11 protein-coding genes are annotated in these 14,880 nt (G+C 40.1%); 7 read left to right on the top strand and 4 right to left on the bottom strand.

The features are described 5' to 3' along the window. Positions 1–381 precede the first annotated feature (381 nt). From H1R81_RS00860 to H1R81_RS00875, 4 genes are all read left to right on the top strand, one after another. Complete coding sequence (locus H1R81_RS00860; protein WP_181838779.1) at positions 382–1,671, top strand: hypothetical protein; 1,290 nt, start codon at positions 382–384, stop codon at positions 1,669–1,671. A gap of 43 nt (positions 1,672–1,714) precedes the next feature. After that, positions 1,715–3,070 (top strand): PhoPQ-activated pathogenicity-related family protein, encoded by a 1,356-nt coding sequence (locus H1R81_RS00865; RefSeq protein WP_181838780.1) that lies wholly within the window; start codon positions 1,715–1,717, stop codon positions 3,068–3,070. Between the two features lie 139 nt (positions 3,071–3,209). Continuing rightward, complete coding sequence (locus H1R81_RS00870) at positions 3,210–3,410, top strand: hypothetical protein (RefSeq protein ID WP_181838781.1); 201 nt, start codon at positions 3,210–3,212, stop codon at positions 3,408–3,410. Positions 3,411–3,418: 8 nt separating this feature from the next. Beyond that, positions 3,419–4,279, top strand: a complete 861-nt coding sequence (locus H1R81_RS00875; RefSeq protein ID WP_181838782.1) for a glycerophosphodiester phosphodiesterase family protein — start codon at positions 3,419–3,421, stop codon at positions 4,277–4,279. Here H1R81_RS00875 and H1R81_RS00880 read toward each other — a convergent pair. Together H1R81_RS00880 and H1R81_RS00885 are read right to left on the bottom strand one after the other, a co-directional pair. Continuing rightward, positions 4,276–4,674, bottom strand: coding sequence for a hypothetical protein (locus tag H1R81_RS00880; RefSeq protein WP_181838783.1), 399 nt, complete (start codon positions 4,672–4,674; stop codon positions 4,276–4,278). The genes H1R81_RS00875 and H1R81_RS00880 overlap by 4 nt on opposite strands. A 124-nt stretch (positions 4,675–4,798) precedes the next feature. Then, positions 4,799–6,109 (bottom strand): photosystem II biosynthesis protein, encoded by a 1,311-nt coding sequence (locus tag H1R81_RS00885; RefSeq protein WP_181838784.1) that lies wholly within the window; start codon positions 6,107–6,109, stop codon positions 4,799–4,801. 318 nt (positions 6,110–6,427) lie between these two features. On the opposite strand from H1R81_RS00885, the gene H1R81_RS00890 reads away from it, so the two are divergent. The 3 genes from H1R81_RS00890 to H1R81_RS00900 are packed head-to-tail and all read left to right on the top strand — an operon-like array spanning position 6,428 to position 12,360. Then, positions 6,428–9,103: a glycosyl hydrolase 2 galactose-binding domain-containing protein gene (locus tag H1R81_RS00890; RefSeq protein ID WP_181838785.1), complete on the top strand. Its 2,676-nt coding sequence runs from the start codon at positions 6,428–6,430 to the stop codon at positions 9,101–9,103. A gap of 4 nt (positions 9,104–9,107) precedes the next feature. Then, complete coding sequence (locus H1R81_RS00895; RefSeq protein WP_181838786.1) at positions 9,108–11,456, top strand: hypothetical protein; 2,349 nt, start codon at positions 9,108–9,110, stop codon at positions 11,454–11,456. A gap of 4 nt (positions 11,457–11,460) precedes the next feature. Beyond that, positions 11,461–12,360, top strand: a complete 900-nt coding sequence (locus tag H1R81_RS00900) for a dihydrodipicolinate synthase family protein (protein ID WP_181838787.1) — start codon at positions 11,461–11,463, stop codon at positions 12,358–12,360. Positions 12,361–12,364: 4 nt separating this feature from the next. Here the strand turns inward: H1R81_RS00900 and H1R81_RS00905 are convergent, their stop codons facing one another. Next, on the bottom strand, positions 12,365–13,528 hold the full coding sequence (locus H1R81_RS00905; protein ID WP_181838788.1) for a DNA-binding transcriptional regulator: 1,164 nt from the start codon (positions 13,526–13,528) through the stop codon (positions 12,365–12,367). 76 nt (positions 13,529–13,604) lie between these two features. After that, the gene (locus H1R81_RS00910; protein WP_181838789.1) at positions 13,605–14,858 is read right to left on the bottom strand and encodes an MFS transporter; all 1,254 of its coding nucleotides are present in this window, start codon (positions 14,856–14,858) and stop codon (positions 13,605–13,607) included. Positions 14,859–14,880: the final 22 nt, after the last annotated feature.

The raw sequence follows: 14,880 nt of genomic DNA on the forward strand, positions 1-14,880 counted from the left end.
GTATCTCAATTTAGCTAAAGCCTGATATAGCTTAGGCTCTTCCAATCCACGACCTGAAGGTCATGGCAATTCAATAGACACCAAGGTCATTACAATTTTATGAGTTATTATCATTAAGAATAATTCATTTAATAGAAATAGTTTTAATCAATTGCCACGGCCTTTAGGTCGTGGTTTGATGAAAAAAATCAAATTCTGGCTTTAGCCGAAATAGACCCACTTAGATTAACTCATTGTATTAGTACCTTCCAAAAAATCTTTTCCTGCCAATAGCCCATTCCCCTAAACAATTAGTATAAAGGAATACAAGCAATTCAGATAATTGTATGATATTTAGCCCATACAAGCGCAAACCGGGCATTTAAACTACCTATGACACAAATGAAAAAGTATTCCTTTGTAATTACCCTCTTTATTTACTGCCTTTTTAATCTTTCCATCGGATACACCCAAAACCTGAAAGTTGGGGCTGCCCTAAGAATTATTACCCCGAATCCATTATTACCTGCATCCGGCGGAATCGGAACTCCGAAACCTACTACCGAGAAGAAAGGAGACCTTTTTGCCAGAGCAATGGTTTTTGAAAAAGGAGGCACACGGATTGCCATCGTAAATGTAGATAATCTGGGGTGGACATCTATCCTTGGCAATAAATCAAGGGCTTTAATCAAAGGCATTCCACCTGAAAATATTCTCATTGGAGCTACCCATACCCATAGCGGGCCTGATGCCTATGCTTTTCCCGATGCTACCGGAAAATCTTCTGCCGATTTAAAATACCTCGACTGGTGCGTGCAGCAGATTGCTGATGCTGTCAATGAAGCCATCAGTAAACTGGAACCTGCCTCTCTGAAAATAGCTGTTGAAGAGGCCAAAGGTAAAATTGCCTATAATTATTATGCACCTGCTTTATACGACCCTCGCTGTGGTGTTATTCAGGCCATTGCTACTACCGGCAGCAAACAAGGCAAACCAATTGCCACGTTGGTAAACTATGCTGTTCACCCTGAAGTGTTAGGATCCGGGCGGGGTATTTTAAGCCCTGACCTTTGCGGCCCGCTCTATGACCGCATCGAATCAAAAGCAGGAGGGATAGCTTTGTTTATGAATGGTGCACAGGGAGGGATGGTTACAGCAGATACCCGTCTCGAATATGTCAAAGAAGGTGCCGGACAAAAAGAAGCCAATACATGGGAAGAATGTATCAGAATCGGAGAATTATTAGCCGATGAAGCACTACGCATAATAGATAAAGCTCCTGTCTTACAAAATCCCGACATCTATTGTGTAGCGCGTAAAATCGACTTCCCGGTCGATTCAGAAATTATGAGGTACATTCTGAAAAACTCGCCTTTAAAACATCAGGTAAGTAAAGAGAACGTAGTAAGCACGCAATTAAATCTGTTGAATATAGGCCCCGCACAGATTCTGACCATACCCGGTGAAGCATTGCCCAATATAGGCTATTATGTCAAACGTAATATGAATACCAGATTACCTTTTCTGTTCGGGCTTACCAACGATGCCTTTGGCTATATGCTCACTAAAGTAGATTTCAATAGTTTCAAAAGATACGAGTATGTCAGCCGAACCAGTTTAGGAGAGATGACAGGAGAGATTTATATCGACCAGGCCCTTAAACTGGTAAAAGATAGTCCAAAACCACAATAGTTTATTTCCTCATCTATTTATTAACAGATTAAAAACGTTGTCTATGAAAAGTACTTCAGTCAGATTTCTTGCACTTTGCACAGCCTTTGTTATTACATCGGTTTGTATTTTCGCACAAAATTCCATCACCCCGGAAACCGCCCTTAAAAGCTATATTAATAATGGCGATAAATCTTATAAATGGGAAATAAAAGACTCATTAACCAAAGATAATGTAACGATGTATAATCTTGTATTGACATCGCAGAAATGGAGACAATATACCTGGAGACACCAACTGACTGTCTTCGTGCCTGATAATAAACAGTATGATGGCGCGCTGTTATTCGTAACCGGGGGGTCAAACAAAGACGAACAACCAAACTGGAGTAAAGACGATAAACTTTGGCCCTCGCTGGCAGGTATGGCCGCAAAAACAAAAGCCATTGTTGCCCTGATTAAACAAGTACCTAATCAGCCTTTATATGGCGATCTGACAGAAGACGCCCTTATTTCGTACACACTTCATAACTTTAAAAAAGATAATGATTACTCATGGCCTCTGCTATTTCCTATGGTGAAGTCGGCCGTAAGAGCTATGGATGCTGTACAGGAATTTGCAAAGAAAAACAATAATTTTATTGTAAACAGATTTGTGATTTCAGGTGCATCGAAACGTGGCTGGACAACCTGGTTATCGAGTGCCATAGACGATAAACGTGTAGTAGCTATCGGGCCAATGGTAATTGATATGCTTAATATGCCAGCTACACTCGACTACCAGTTTAAAACATATGGCGAATACAGCATTCAGATTGAAGATTATACTAAATTGGGTATTCCGCAAAGTACCGATACAAAAGAAGGGCGTGTGCTTACAACCATGATAGATCCTTTTTCGTATAGAGCTAAAATGACGATCCCGAAAATTATCTTTATTGGTACTAATGACGAATATTGGACCGTCGATGCCATCAAACATTATTACGACCAGATTCCGGGCAAAAATATGATACACTACACCCCGAATGCAGGGCATGATTTAGCTGGTGGCAAACAGGCATTTGAATCACTGACAGCATTCTTTGGTTTAACATTACAGAATAAGGAGTATCCGGCTAATACCTGGACAACAACCAGTACCAAAGAAGGTGTTGAACTGGCTATCAATGCTCAGCAAACTGATTTAGTCGGTGCTACAATCTGGCACACCACCTCATCAGACCGTGATTTTAGAAATAATTTATGGTTAAGCTATAATCATAAACTAACTAAAGACCCTGTAGTAAAGGTTACAATACCGCATCCGACAAAAGGCTATGCCGCTTTTTACGTAGACTTAAAATACAAAGACCCTAATGGGGGCACTTACACTGTAAGCACAAGAGTATTTGTGACAGATGGCAATAAGGTTTTGTAATTAATATAATTAAAACACGGAGTTTCACAGAGGCAGGTCATAATATATATTTTCACGCTGTGAAACTCCGTACAGAACTCTGTGGTAAAACGCTATTAATTAAAAAAAAAGCATATTCAGTACTCAACCTATAATAAACATGGAACGCTCACGTCCTGATTATTTAATAGAAAGACTCATCGATAATAAACTCTCCAGCGACGAATTGGAAGAGTTATTGGCTGGTATAGGAGAAACTGAAATGTCGCCGGAATACTCAAACATTCTTGAAAATTACTTTAACCAGCTTTTAACAGAAGCCCATCTGAAAAAAAATACAGTGTCTGAACAAGACCAGTAAACCAACCCATGAAATCTCTCACGTTTTTACTGCTTATCAGTATTACTATTTACGCAAGTGCTTTTATCCCCAATCATACTTTAAACAAATCCAAACAAACGGGGGCAGATTCCTTGAAGTCTTTAAAAGAAAAGTATAATTTGAGTATATCAGCTCATAGAGGTAGTTCAATCATAGCACCCGAAAACACCCTTGCTACGTTTAAAACAGTATTAGCAATGGGGGTAGATTATATAGAAATTGATGTTCGTACAACAAAAGACGGGCAATTGGCTATTTTACATGATGGTTCGCTCAACCGCACAACTAATGGTGAAGGCCCGATGAAGAATTTTACACTGGCCGAACTCAAAGAGTTATCGGCAGGCAAGGGTCATCATGAAAAGTTTATAGCAGAACGCATACCAACCTTACAGGAAACTACCCGATTAGTAGCAGAATGGAATAAAACCCACAAACACCAGACAAATCTCTATGTTGATTGTAAAGATGTAGCACCAGAGCCTTTGGTAAGAGAACTCAAAGCAGATAAATTACTGAAAAATGCCGTTTTCTACGGTTCTGATAATTTTCTGCTGGCATTGAAAAAAGTATATCCTAAAGCTAAGCTAATGCCTTCATTGAATAAACCACAAGAGATAGAAGATAAAGTAGAACGGCTAAAACCCTATGCCTTTGATGTTCGGTGGACAATCCTGAATAAGGAATTAGTAACTGAAATACATAAACATAATATAAAGGTTTTTTCTGATGTATTAGGCCTTTTAGATATGCCTGCCAACTACAAAAAAGCCGCTGAAATGGGCGTTGACCTGATTCAGACAGATCATGTCAGAAAGGTTTATCAAACACTTTTAGAGGGTAATTAACGATTGTTTTTATCGGCTAAATTTCGCCCTGTCCAGATAAGGGCTATACCTACTGCCCCTAAAATAAACTGGAGTGGGTGCAGGGTTTCTATCATAACAATCTGAACTAAAAGCCAGACAAGCAGAATAACACCTTGCGCCCAGATTAACCAGGCCAGTTTTCGAGGTTTAACCAGAAAACCAGCAAAGGCGGCAATACTGGCTGCTCCGTTACTGATAAATAACACAATACCCGGAATCAGAAAATCAGAGAAGGGGCTGTGAGCGAGTAAATCAGCCGACATACCTAAGCTACTGCCATCAGGGTGAGTAATCAGGTTCCAGCCCCCATACAAGGCACCGAAACCATTAAATAATAAGAGTATAGAAGCAATAGAGCCAAGAAGAGATTTCATTATCAGGTACTTTTAACAAAGTACCTGATTTTATTAATGATAGATTATGACTACCGTCAGGTTTCAGCCTGATTATAAACAAACCCGGTTCTACCTGTTCTTGATCGGCAGAAACTAAAATTAATTATCTGGTCGCTTGTTCTTCTACAACCTCAACTCCGAACCTTTTCTGAGCTCCTTTCAGCTCATCATGGGCATTAATAGCAATTATCGCCAAAAACGCAATAAGTATAGCAACCGCTGCCATATTAAAAGACCATTTCTTTAGTCCAATATCATGGCTGGCAAAAGAAGGTCGGGTTTTATTAATTAAGAGTAGAATTACAATCAGATTAAGCGTATAAAGGTATTGTTCCGGCCGATAAATACTGATAAAGGCCCCTGTAATGATATAACTAAAAACAATATATAAACTTAAATGGCCTACAAAAAATGTGTGTACTTCTTTATAGCTATAAGTTAAAGTATTTGGCTGACTGATATAATATTTATAGAACCAGATAATGGTCAGGAGTAGAATCAAAACCAGGCCACCCCATTCAGTAAGGCCAAATAAAGGGCTGCCATCTAAAACATTAATCTTGGTTAGCATATCATAGATTCTCTTGGTATCAAAGTTTTGCTGCCAGACAGTAAACGGAATAAGCAAGACCACCATTAGTAACGGAAATAACTGTGAAGTTTTCTTCTGAGAACTTTCTGATGCTTCCCATGAGGAAGTGAGTGTGCCATAAGACATACCCAAACCGCCGAAGAAACCTAAAGTATATTCCATTACATTCCAGAAGTTGAATTTGATACCCGACACGCTCCCTAATACCTGCAGGAAGTTGCCAAATGCAAAACCAAAACCGCCACCCAGGCCCGAGAATACGGCTACTCGTAGAGCCGAATTTCGCTGATGCCTTACCATAAACCAGGTCATGGCCACTGCTGCGCCAAAACAGGCCGCCCAGGCTTCAGAGCGTGGGGGAGTCATAAACCATTCGAACTCAGTAATGATAAAATAATAGAAGAGAATGGCCCCTGCTACCATTTCTACAATTAGATTAGCCCATTTAACCGGGTTTTTAGCAGTATTCGACAGTGCCAGCCCAAACAAACCTCCACCAACATACCCATATAAACCACCAATTACAAACAACATCATTAGCCCATAGTAAGCATTCACAAAATCATCTGCACGGCCATACCCCACCACTATTCCATAACTCATAATACCTCCAAGCCCCCAACCTAATGCTCCGGCCATTGTAATACTGAAAAATCTGGCATACCAGTCTTCCCTTTTAGCTACTAATAATAGGCTCAGGCATCCGATACCACCTGCCCAGGCGGCACCATGTTCATGCCCGAACTGACCGCGAATAGCCCATGCTGTGCCGAGCGACAGAGCTACTACCAGTATACTCAGATATAATTGTCTGTTTTTCATTTGTTTAGGAATTATAATTAGGGTCTTATAGAATTTATTACTATACTTCACATAGGATTAAAAAGACTATTAAACCTCATAAATTTTGCTTGGCAATAGTCCAGAATATATTTTTGAGAGTAATAATAAGAGTATGTTTATGAATCTTTACGAAATAATTATAGACTGGCCGTCTCCTTAAAATTATTGGAATATCCTTATGCTTAGAGATAGGGCATTGTCGTGTTTTTACCAGACAAACTGACATTTATTAAAGAATCTTTATTGTTTGAATCTCGATAAACTTACATTAAAAACAATAAATCAAGCACAAAAAATATGAATCAAAGATGGTGTTTACTTTTAGGTCTGCTCAGTAGTTTTTTTCTGATTAGTTGCGGCTCAAAAGTAAAAGTGGAAGAAATGACCTTGAGCAATAACTGGACAATTGCTTCTACAAAAGAAGTTAATGCAGATGCCAGAACCCTTTCAATACAACTTATTAACCCTGAAAAATGGGTGAAGGCTACCGTGCCGACCACAGTATTGGGGGCATTGGTAGAAGCGGGCATATATAAAGACCCGTTTATGGGCAAAAACCTCGAGAATATCCCCCGTGCTCCATTTGAAAACTCCTGGTGGTTTAGAAATACATTCGAAATCGAAAATTTAAATATAAAAGACGAGCACCTGACTTTGCTGATTGACGGCATAAACTATCGTGCTGATTTCTGGTTGAATGGGGTAAAGGTGGCTACTCAGGACACCCTGTTTGGTGCTTTCCGTCAGTTTGAAATTGATATTACCGAAGCCGCTAAAAGCGGTGAGAATGTATTGCTGGTAGAGGTGTTTCCACCACAGGTACGCAACTTTTATATGGGCTTTGTTGACTGGGCACCCACACCGCCTGACCACTACATGGGTATCTATCGTGACATCCGGATAAAACGTTCAGGAAAGGTTCCCATTATGGTTGGAACCTTTATTGCACCTGACCTTGACCCAAAGGATCTGACCCGGGCATGGCTGACCATAAGTACAGAACTGGCCAACCATAGTGATGTTTCAAAAACAGTAGAACTAAAAGGAACAATTGAAAACCTTACATTCACGAAATCCTTTACTTTAGCACCACATGAGCGTAAAGAAGTAAAGTTTACACCTGCTGATACAAAACAACTATTGATTAAAAATCCACGTTTGTGGTGGCCAAATGGTTTAGGTAACCCTGAAATGTACACGTTGAATCTTGAGGTAAGAGAAAATGGGAGTCTATCAGATAAACAAAGCACCCGATTTGGTATCCGCAAAATTGAAACTTATCTGAATGATAAGGGAGTGAGAGGGTATAAAGTGAATGGCAGAGAGGTGTTAATCAAAAGCGCAGGGTGGGTAGATGATTTGTTTCTCCGTTATATGCCAGAAAAAGATGCAGCGCAGATTAGATATGTAAAAGAAATGAACCTTAATTCATTAAGATTTGAAGGGGTATGGGGTAACAACCATCATATCTATGATTTGTGCGATGAAAACGGAATCCTGCTCATGATCGGATGGAGCTGCCAGTGGGAGTGGCCTGATTATCTGGGAATGGAACTAAAAATAAAACCCGGTGACGAAAACCTTCCGATTAATGAGGGAGTAGATTTGTATGCCGTTAAACTCACACCTGAAGAAGAGTCCTTACTATCGAATTATTTAAGAGATCAGGTGAAGTGGCTACGCAACCACCCAAGCATCTTTACATGGGCGGGTGGAAGCGATGCCATGCCAAAACCTTCTCTTGAAAAACGGTATCTGGCTACTTTGAAACAATATGACCCCACGCGTCCGTTTCTCATTTCCTCCGGAGATTTCAATAGTGAGCTGACCGGAAAATCGGGAATGAAAATGAACGGTCCTTATGAATATGTGCCGCCCGTGTATTGGTATGAAGATAAAAAATTAGGCGGAGCATTTGGTTTTAATAGCGAAACAGGGCCGGGGCCACAGATACCTCCTGTCAGCAGCATCAAAAAAATGATTCCTGAAGCGGACTTATGGCCACCTGACAATAAGGTCTGGAATTACCATTCAGGTCGTAAGGATTTCAATACGATGGGTGTTTATCTCAATGCAATGAACAAGCGTTATGGAACCCCAAAAAATCTGGAAGAACTGGCTCTGAAATCACAACTGATGAACTATGAGGCTATCCGCCCCATGTTCGAAGCATTTGTGATTAACAGGCCTATGGCAACTGGCGTTGTGCAATGGATGCTTAATTCGCCCTGGCCGGAGTTTTACTGGCAGCTATATGATTATTACCTGATGCCGACAGGTGCTTATTATGGTACGAAAAAAGCGGCCCAACCTGTAAACATCATTTATGACTACCACAACCACGCCATTCATTTAAGTAATGATACACGCCAGCCACTATCAGGACTAAAAGCAGAAATAAAGCTTTACGATAAAAACTCAAAGCAAATATTTGAAAAAACAGAAAGCCAGGCACTAAAAAAAAATACGACAAAAAAATGGTTGAGTGTGCCTGTATTAAAAGGAAAAAATGAGGTCTATTTCTTATCGCTTACATTAAAAAATGCTAAGGGCGACTTGATTGCGGATAATTTCTATTGGCTGTCTTCTCAAAAAGACCAGTTAGATTGGTCTAAGTACTTCTGGTTTTACACGCCTCAGAAACAATATGCAGATTTTAGTGGCTTGAATACCTTGCCTAAAGTTTCTATTAAAGCAGAAAAGAATATTAAGGAAATCGGTAAAGATGAATATGAACTAAGTTTAATATTAAAAAATACCTCCGATAAACTGGCTTTCTTTATTGAAGCAGAACTGGCCGATGGCGCAAATGGCGATGCCATTACTCCGGTATTCTGGTCTGATAATTATATATCTATTCCTCCTAATGACATGAAAAAAATCAAGGTAAGATACTTCAAGAAAGACCTGAAAAGTGGCAAGCCGGTTATCAGAATACAAGGCTATAATCTATTAAAATCGATTACTTTATAAACCAATGCTAAGAAAATCTATTCATCTCGTTACTCTGTTATTGTTCTGTTTTGTAGCAGTCATAGCACAACCCATAACTATAAAGAGTGCTAATATTATTGCTTCTAATACCATTCCTTCGCCTGTAAAGGAAACTACGGTGAAGATGCTGACAGAAGAAATACAGAAGCGAACCTCTATTGTTTTAAAATCTACAACAGGACAACCGAAAAGCAATGAGTACACCATTGCCCTTGTATTATCAGGCGACAAAGATTTGGCAGGTAAATCTATCCCGGTCGGCACAGACAAAACAGAGCCTGAGTTTAAGGCAGAGGGATATAGGATTGTATCAGAACTCACCGATAAAGGTGGTATTTTATGGATAATAGGAGCAGATGCAAGAGGCGTATTATTCGGGGCAGGTTGGGTATTGCGCAAAGCTACTTTATTGCCTAAGGCTATTCAGTTGAATACTAAAACCAATATAGCTACTTCACCAGAGTATGCCATCAGAGGGCATCAGTTGGGGTATCGTCATACAGCCAATTCGTATGATGCCTGGACGGTGGCACAATTCGACCAGTATATAAGAGAACTGGCTATTTTCGGCTCCAATGCAGTAGAAGGTATTCCGTTTCATGAAGACGAAAATCCAAGTCCGCATTTCAAAATTTCGTCTGCCGAAATGCGCGTGAAAATCAGTGAGATTTGTCAGGCTTATGACCAGGATTACTGGGTATGGACACCCGTTACATTTGAGCTAACGGATACCCGGAAACGTAAAGCAGAATTAAACCTGCATGAAGACCTCTATAAAAAATGCCCGCGTCTTGACCATATTTTTGTGCCGGGTGGAGACCCTGGCGATAACCATCCAAGAGAAGTTTTACCTTTTTTGAAAGAATTGCATGATCGTCTGGTGAAATATCACCCAAATGGTAAAATCTGGCTTTCGTTGCAGGGTTTTAGTGTTGAGCAGGTAGATTATTTCTATCAATACCTCAAAGAAAACCAACCTACATGGTTGCAGGGCGTAGTATCCGGTCCCGGCAGCCCTCCGATGGCTGAAACCCGATACCGTTTGCCTAAGAATTATCAGCATAGAGAATACCCTGACCTTACACATAATGTCAGATGTGAGTTTCCTGTTCGCCAATGGGATCAGGCTTATGCCCTTACTTTAGGAAGAGAAGCCTGTAACCCTCGTCCTTATGAATTCGCAGCAATTCACCAGACTTATGCACCTTTTACTGATGGGTTTGTGTCATATTCTGATGGCTGTCATGATGATATTAACAAGATAGTCTGGAGTATGCGGGCATGGGATACCCAAACTGATGTAAGAGAAATACTGGTTGATTACAGTAACTTTTTCTTTGGAAAAGATTTGGCAGACAATATAGCTGATGGCATTGCGGCTCTTGAAAACAACTGGAAAGGCCCATTGGCACAAAATGGAGGTGTAGAAGCTACCTTTGCCTTCTGGAAAAGCATAGAAGCAAAGGCCTCACCTCAGTTGAATGAAAATTGGCGCTGGCAGATTCTGTTACTAAGAGCCTACTATGACACCTATACGCGCCGGAGATTAATCTATGAGCAAGAATTGGAAAAACAAGCCAATAGCATTATAGCAAAAGCTCCTCAACTGAGTGCTGATAAGGCTATGACATCAGCCTGGGAGGTTTTAGAGAAAGCCGAGAAAATGCCAGTCGGTTATGAGTTAAGAAAGAAAATTGAACAATTATGTCAGACCCTTTATAATTCTATCGGATTACAAACAAGCGTACCTAAACACAAAGCGAGAGGTTATGAGCGTGGTTGCTTGCTCGATTTTGTCGACTATCCGCTTAATAACCGTTGGTGGTTAGAAGATGAGTTTAAAAAACTTAAACCAATAGTGGCTGATAGTAATGCTAAAGTAATGGCAAGATTAAAAATTATCAGTACATGGGAGAACCCTGGCGCAGGAAGTTTTTATGATGATGTATCAAGCATCAGCAAAGGACCAAGAGTGATATCCATCGTGGACGATGCCACTGATATTGCTTGGTGGGAGAATGGTTTCAGCCGGGCAAGATTATCGACCCAGACTTTTCAGAATAATCCTGAATTAATTTATGATAACTTACAGGCAGATGCCCGTTATATTATCAGAGTTGCAGGTATGGGTGAAGCACTTTTAAGGGTAGATGGCAAGCGATTAAGCCCTATTCTCTATAACCGTGAAAATGAGACTTTCAAAGAGTGGATAGTTCCATTGAATTTGAGTACGGATGGACAAATAAAAGTTACCTTTGATGAGCCGGAGGAATCACATCTGAACTGGCGTAAGCATTCAAAAGTTTCTGATGTATGGTTATTGAAACAATAAAGCCATGAAACAACTCTTCCCCTTATCTGGCATTGTTACAGTGCTGAATACTCCGTTTGATACTCAAGGGAATGTTGACTTGCCATCCCTCAGAACGAATGTGCAGTATGCTATACAAGCAGGAGTAGCAGGGTTTTTAGTACCTGCTTTAGCCTCAGAAGTAGCAGCTCTGAGCATAGCAGAACGTTTGCAGATGGTAGCAGCCGTAACAGAAGAAGTGGCAGGGGAAGTACTGGTATTTGCAGGAGCAGGTGAGCCGGATAAGGATAGACGCAAATATATAGTAAAAAAGTATCTGGCAATGGGTTGCAGGAATATCCTGTTTCAGATACCCTTTGAGAATGAAGAACAATTTAAAAGCGAGTTTTATGAATTAGCTGATCTTGGCGTAGAAACCATTATGCTCCAGGACTGGAGTGCCAATGGCTATGGCTTACCTGATGATTTGATTCTGGAACTCTTTCATAAAGTAGAAGCTTTTCGTTGCCTGAAAGTAGAAACCGTTCCGGCAGGAGTAAAATACAGTCGGTTATTATCTTTAACAGAGGGAAGATTGCATTTGAGTGGGGGGTGGGCCGTTACCCAGATGATTGAGGGTTTAAAAAGAGGTATTCATGCTTTTATGCCTACTGGTATGCACAAAACTTACTGTGCTATTTATCAGCATTTTAAAGCCTGTGAATTGACAAAAGCCGAACAGTTATTTTATCAGTTGTTACCGGTATTAGCCTTTTCCAACCAGCACCTCGATATTTCCATTCATTTTTTCAAACGCTTGTTACATCGTCAGAGAATTTATAAAACCCCGAATATAAGAGCCTCTCTTTTGCCGTTTGATGCCATTCATGAAGGAATTTCAGAAAGATTGATAGAAAAGGTAATTGCTCTGGAGGAGTCATTATAGAACTTTATTTACCTGCCAGATACCTGTTCCGGTACTCAATAGGTGTACACCCTTTTACCTGTCTGAACTGGCGCGCGATATTCTTGCTATCTGTCAAACCCATATCCAGTGCAATCTCAAATACTGTCATATCTGTTTCACGCAGCTTTTGAGTAAGCTTTTCAATACGTAGATTGAAAATATATTTGTAGATAGGTAGCCCGGTAATGTACTGAAAGCGTTTCTCCAGAGCACGTCTCGAAAGCGGTACTTGCTTTACTACATCATCTACTTGTAAGTTCTTATCAATGTTCTGATGGATATATTTAAGCGATGCAGCAATATAATCATCGTTAGTCGCATATATATCAGTAGAATGCCTGGTTACAACTTGAGTAGGTTTGACAACAATATCATAGTAATCAGATGTGCCATATTTAATCATCTGTTCGAGCAATCTGGCAGCATCATAACCCCCTTTTTCGGCATCTTGCCCGATGCTTGATAGAGGAGGGTCAGAAAACTCACAAATCATTTCGTCATTATCCACACCTAACACCGCCACTTCTTCCGGAATACGGATTTGTGAATGTCGACACGCTTCTGTAATATGTTGCCCTTGATTATCATCACAAGCCATCAGAGCAATGGGTTTTGGCAATGATTTAAGCCATTGGCTCAGTGAACTGGGTTTATAATACCAGATTTCTGTCGAACGAGCCATTGCATGCTCAAAATAATTCACTTTGTATCCTGCTTTGGTAATACGTTCCTCAAAACCCTCTGCACGTTCTCGAGACCAAACAATATCTCTGAAACCATAAAAAGCAAAGTTTTTGAAGCCTTTCCGTAAAAAATACTCTGCACCCATTTCTCCGGCTTCTTTGTGCGCACCTGTAATATTCGGAATATCCCTGAATCTTTCTTTAAAATCCTGAGCAATCACAGGGATACCCGCTTCTACAAATTTCTCAACGGCAGGGTCATTATACAACTGCCCGATAATCCCGTCGGCACCCCATTCCAAAGCCCATTCAAGAATACCCTCCATCCCAATCGTTTCACGCTGAAACAAGGGCATCCTGCAGAAAATCCATGGGCCATGTTCTTTCGAGTATTTGGCAATACCTTTCAAAAGAGCCTTACTATACTCTTCCGCAAAATCAATCAAAAGAATAATTTTATACATATCTAAGCATCTGCTATTCTGTTATAACGAAGGCATAGCATTTCTTGCTTCTAAGTTCGTATTTATTATGCACACACTATTTCAACAAATCCTTCCAGCTATTTACTGTAGCATTGTTTACCAAAGGTTTCGCCCAGATACCTATACTCAATATATACCCTAAAGTAAGCAGTAAAAATAGCATAGCAAAACGCAATTCAAACAATTCACCTAATCCGCCAATAATCAACGGTACGACAGCACCTCCGGCGATACCTGTACATAAAATACCGGAGAATGTGCCATGATGATAAGGAACAGAATTAAGTGCCAATGAAACTACGATTGACCACATAACCGAAGCAAAAAATCCGGCCGCTGGGAAAGCAATCAATGCAATATTAAGTGGCCCGAATAAACCTGATAAAAGAGAAATAATAGCCCCGATTGTAAACATCATCAATACCCGACGACTATCGAAAAACTTCAATAATACCAGGCCCAGGAAACAACCAATTGTAAGTAATCCCCAGAAATAGGAGATAACAGAGGCACCTAACGTAGCTGGGTCAACATTATGATAGATTTGTAGAAACTTCGAAATCCAGTTAGCAAGACCTTGCTCTGTACCCACATAGCAGAAAATGCCTAAGAAGAATAACCAAACATATTTATTGCCTGATAAGTCAGAAAAAGCCTTGCCAGTATCAATTCTTTCATCATCTTTCAGAACTACTTCCGGGAAACGAACAAACCATATAATAACTACCATCAACAAGGCAATTATCGCAAATGTCCAGTAAACAGATACCCACTTTAAGTTGGCAGGTACTAAACCATTTAATGTGGAGATAATGAAATTCGGATTCGGATCAGTATGTACACTCGCCACAAAATAGCTATATAGCATAGGGCTTAAGAACGATGCACCACCAAAAAACAGCTGCCCCATTACCGAATTAAACGCAAAGTTCTCTTCTCCGCCAGCTACTCTCAATAAAGGATTAATTACTACTTGTAGCATGGCCATGCCTAACCCAATAATAAATAATGAAATCAAGGCAACAGTAAAAGTAGGTGTAATAGCAAATAACAAAGCTCCAATAAAGGCTAAACCAAAAGCCCATAATAAAACCCTTTTCTCACGATACTTTTCAACTAATATACCAGATGGAATTGAGGCAACTGCATAAGAAACAAAAAAAGCAAAAGGCAGAAAACCTGCCCACCCAAGGCTTAGGTTGAAACTATTGGATATATCCGGGATAATTGGCCCGAGAATATTACTCAGAAAAGAAATAACAAAGAAGATAAACAGTATAAGAATAACTATAAAAGTATTGCTTTTCATACAATGCCAGAGTTTGTTTGGT

Origin of the sequence: Emticicia sp. BO119, assembly GCF_013912375.1 — a bacterium.
Taxonomy (GTDB): domain Bacteria; phylum Bacteroidota; class Bacteroidia; order Cytophagales; family Spirosomataceae; genus Emticicia.

Bases quoted from the DNA above. Each gene is read 5' to 3' on its own strand.
- H1R81_RS00870 (WP_181838781.1), top strand. From the start codon at position 3,210: ATGGAACGCTCACGTCCTGATTATTTAATAGAAAGACTCATCGATAAT.
- H1R81_RS00900 (WP_181838787.1), top strand. From the start codon at position 11,461: ATGAAACAACTCTTCCCCTTATCTGGCATTGTTACAGTGCTGAATACT.
- H1R81_RS00895 (WP_181838786.1), top strand. From the start codon at position 9,108: ATGCTAAGAAAATCTATTCATCTCGTTACTCTGTTATTGTTCTGTTTT.
- H1R81_RS00865 (WP_181838780.1), top strand. From the start codon at position 1,715: ATGAAAAGTACTTCAGTCAGATTTCTTGCACTTTGCACAGCCTTTGTT.
- H1R81_RS00910 (WP_181838789.1), bottom strand. From the start codon at position 14,858: ATGAAAAGCAATACTTTTATAGTTATTCTTATACTGTTTATCTTCTTT.
- H1R81_RS00875 (WP_181838782.1), top strand. From the start codon at position 3,419: ATGAAATCTCTCACGTTTTTACTGCTTATCAGTATTACTATTTACGCA.
- H1R81_RS00890 (WP_181838785.1), top strand. From the start codon at position 6,428: ATGAATCAAAGATGGTGTTTACTTTTAGGTCTGCTCAGTAGTTTTTTT.
- H1R81_RS00880 (WP_181838783.1), bottom strand. From the start codon at position 4,674: ATGAAATCTCTTCTTGGCTCTATTGCTTCTATACTCTTATTATTTAAT.
- H1R81_RS00905 (WP_181838788.1), bottom strand. From the start codon at position 13,528: ATGTATAAAATTATTCTTTTGATTGATTTTGCGGAAGAGTATAGTAAG.
- H1R81_RS00860 (WP_181838779.1), top strand. From the start codon at position 382: ATGAAAAAGTATTCCTTTGTAATTACCCTCTTTATTTACTGCCTTTTT.
- H1R81_RS00885 (WP_181838784.1), bottom strand. From the start codon at position 6,109: ATGAAAAACAGACAATTATATCTGAGTATACTGGTAGTAGCTCTGTCG.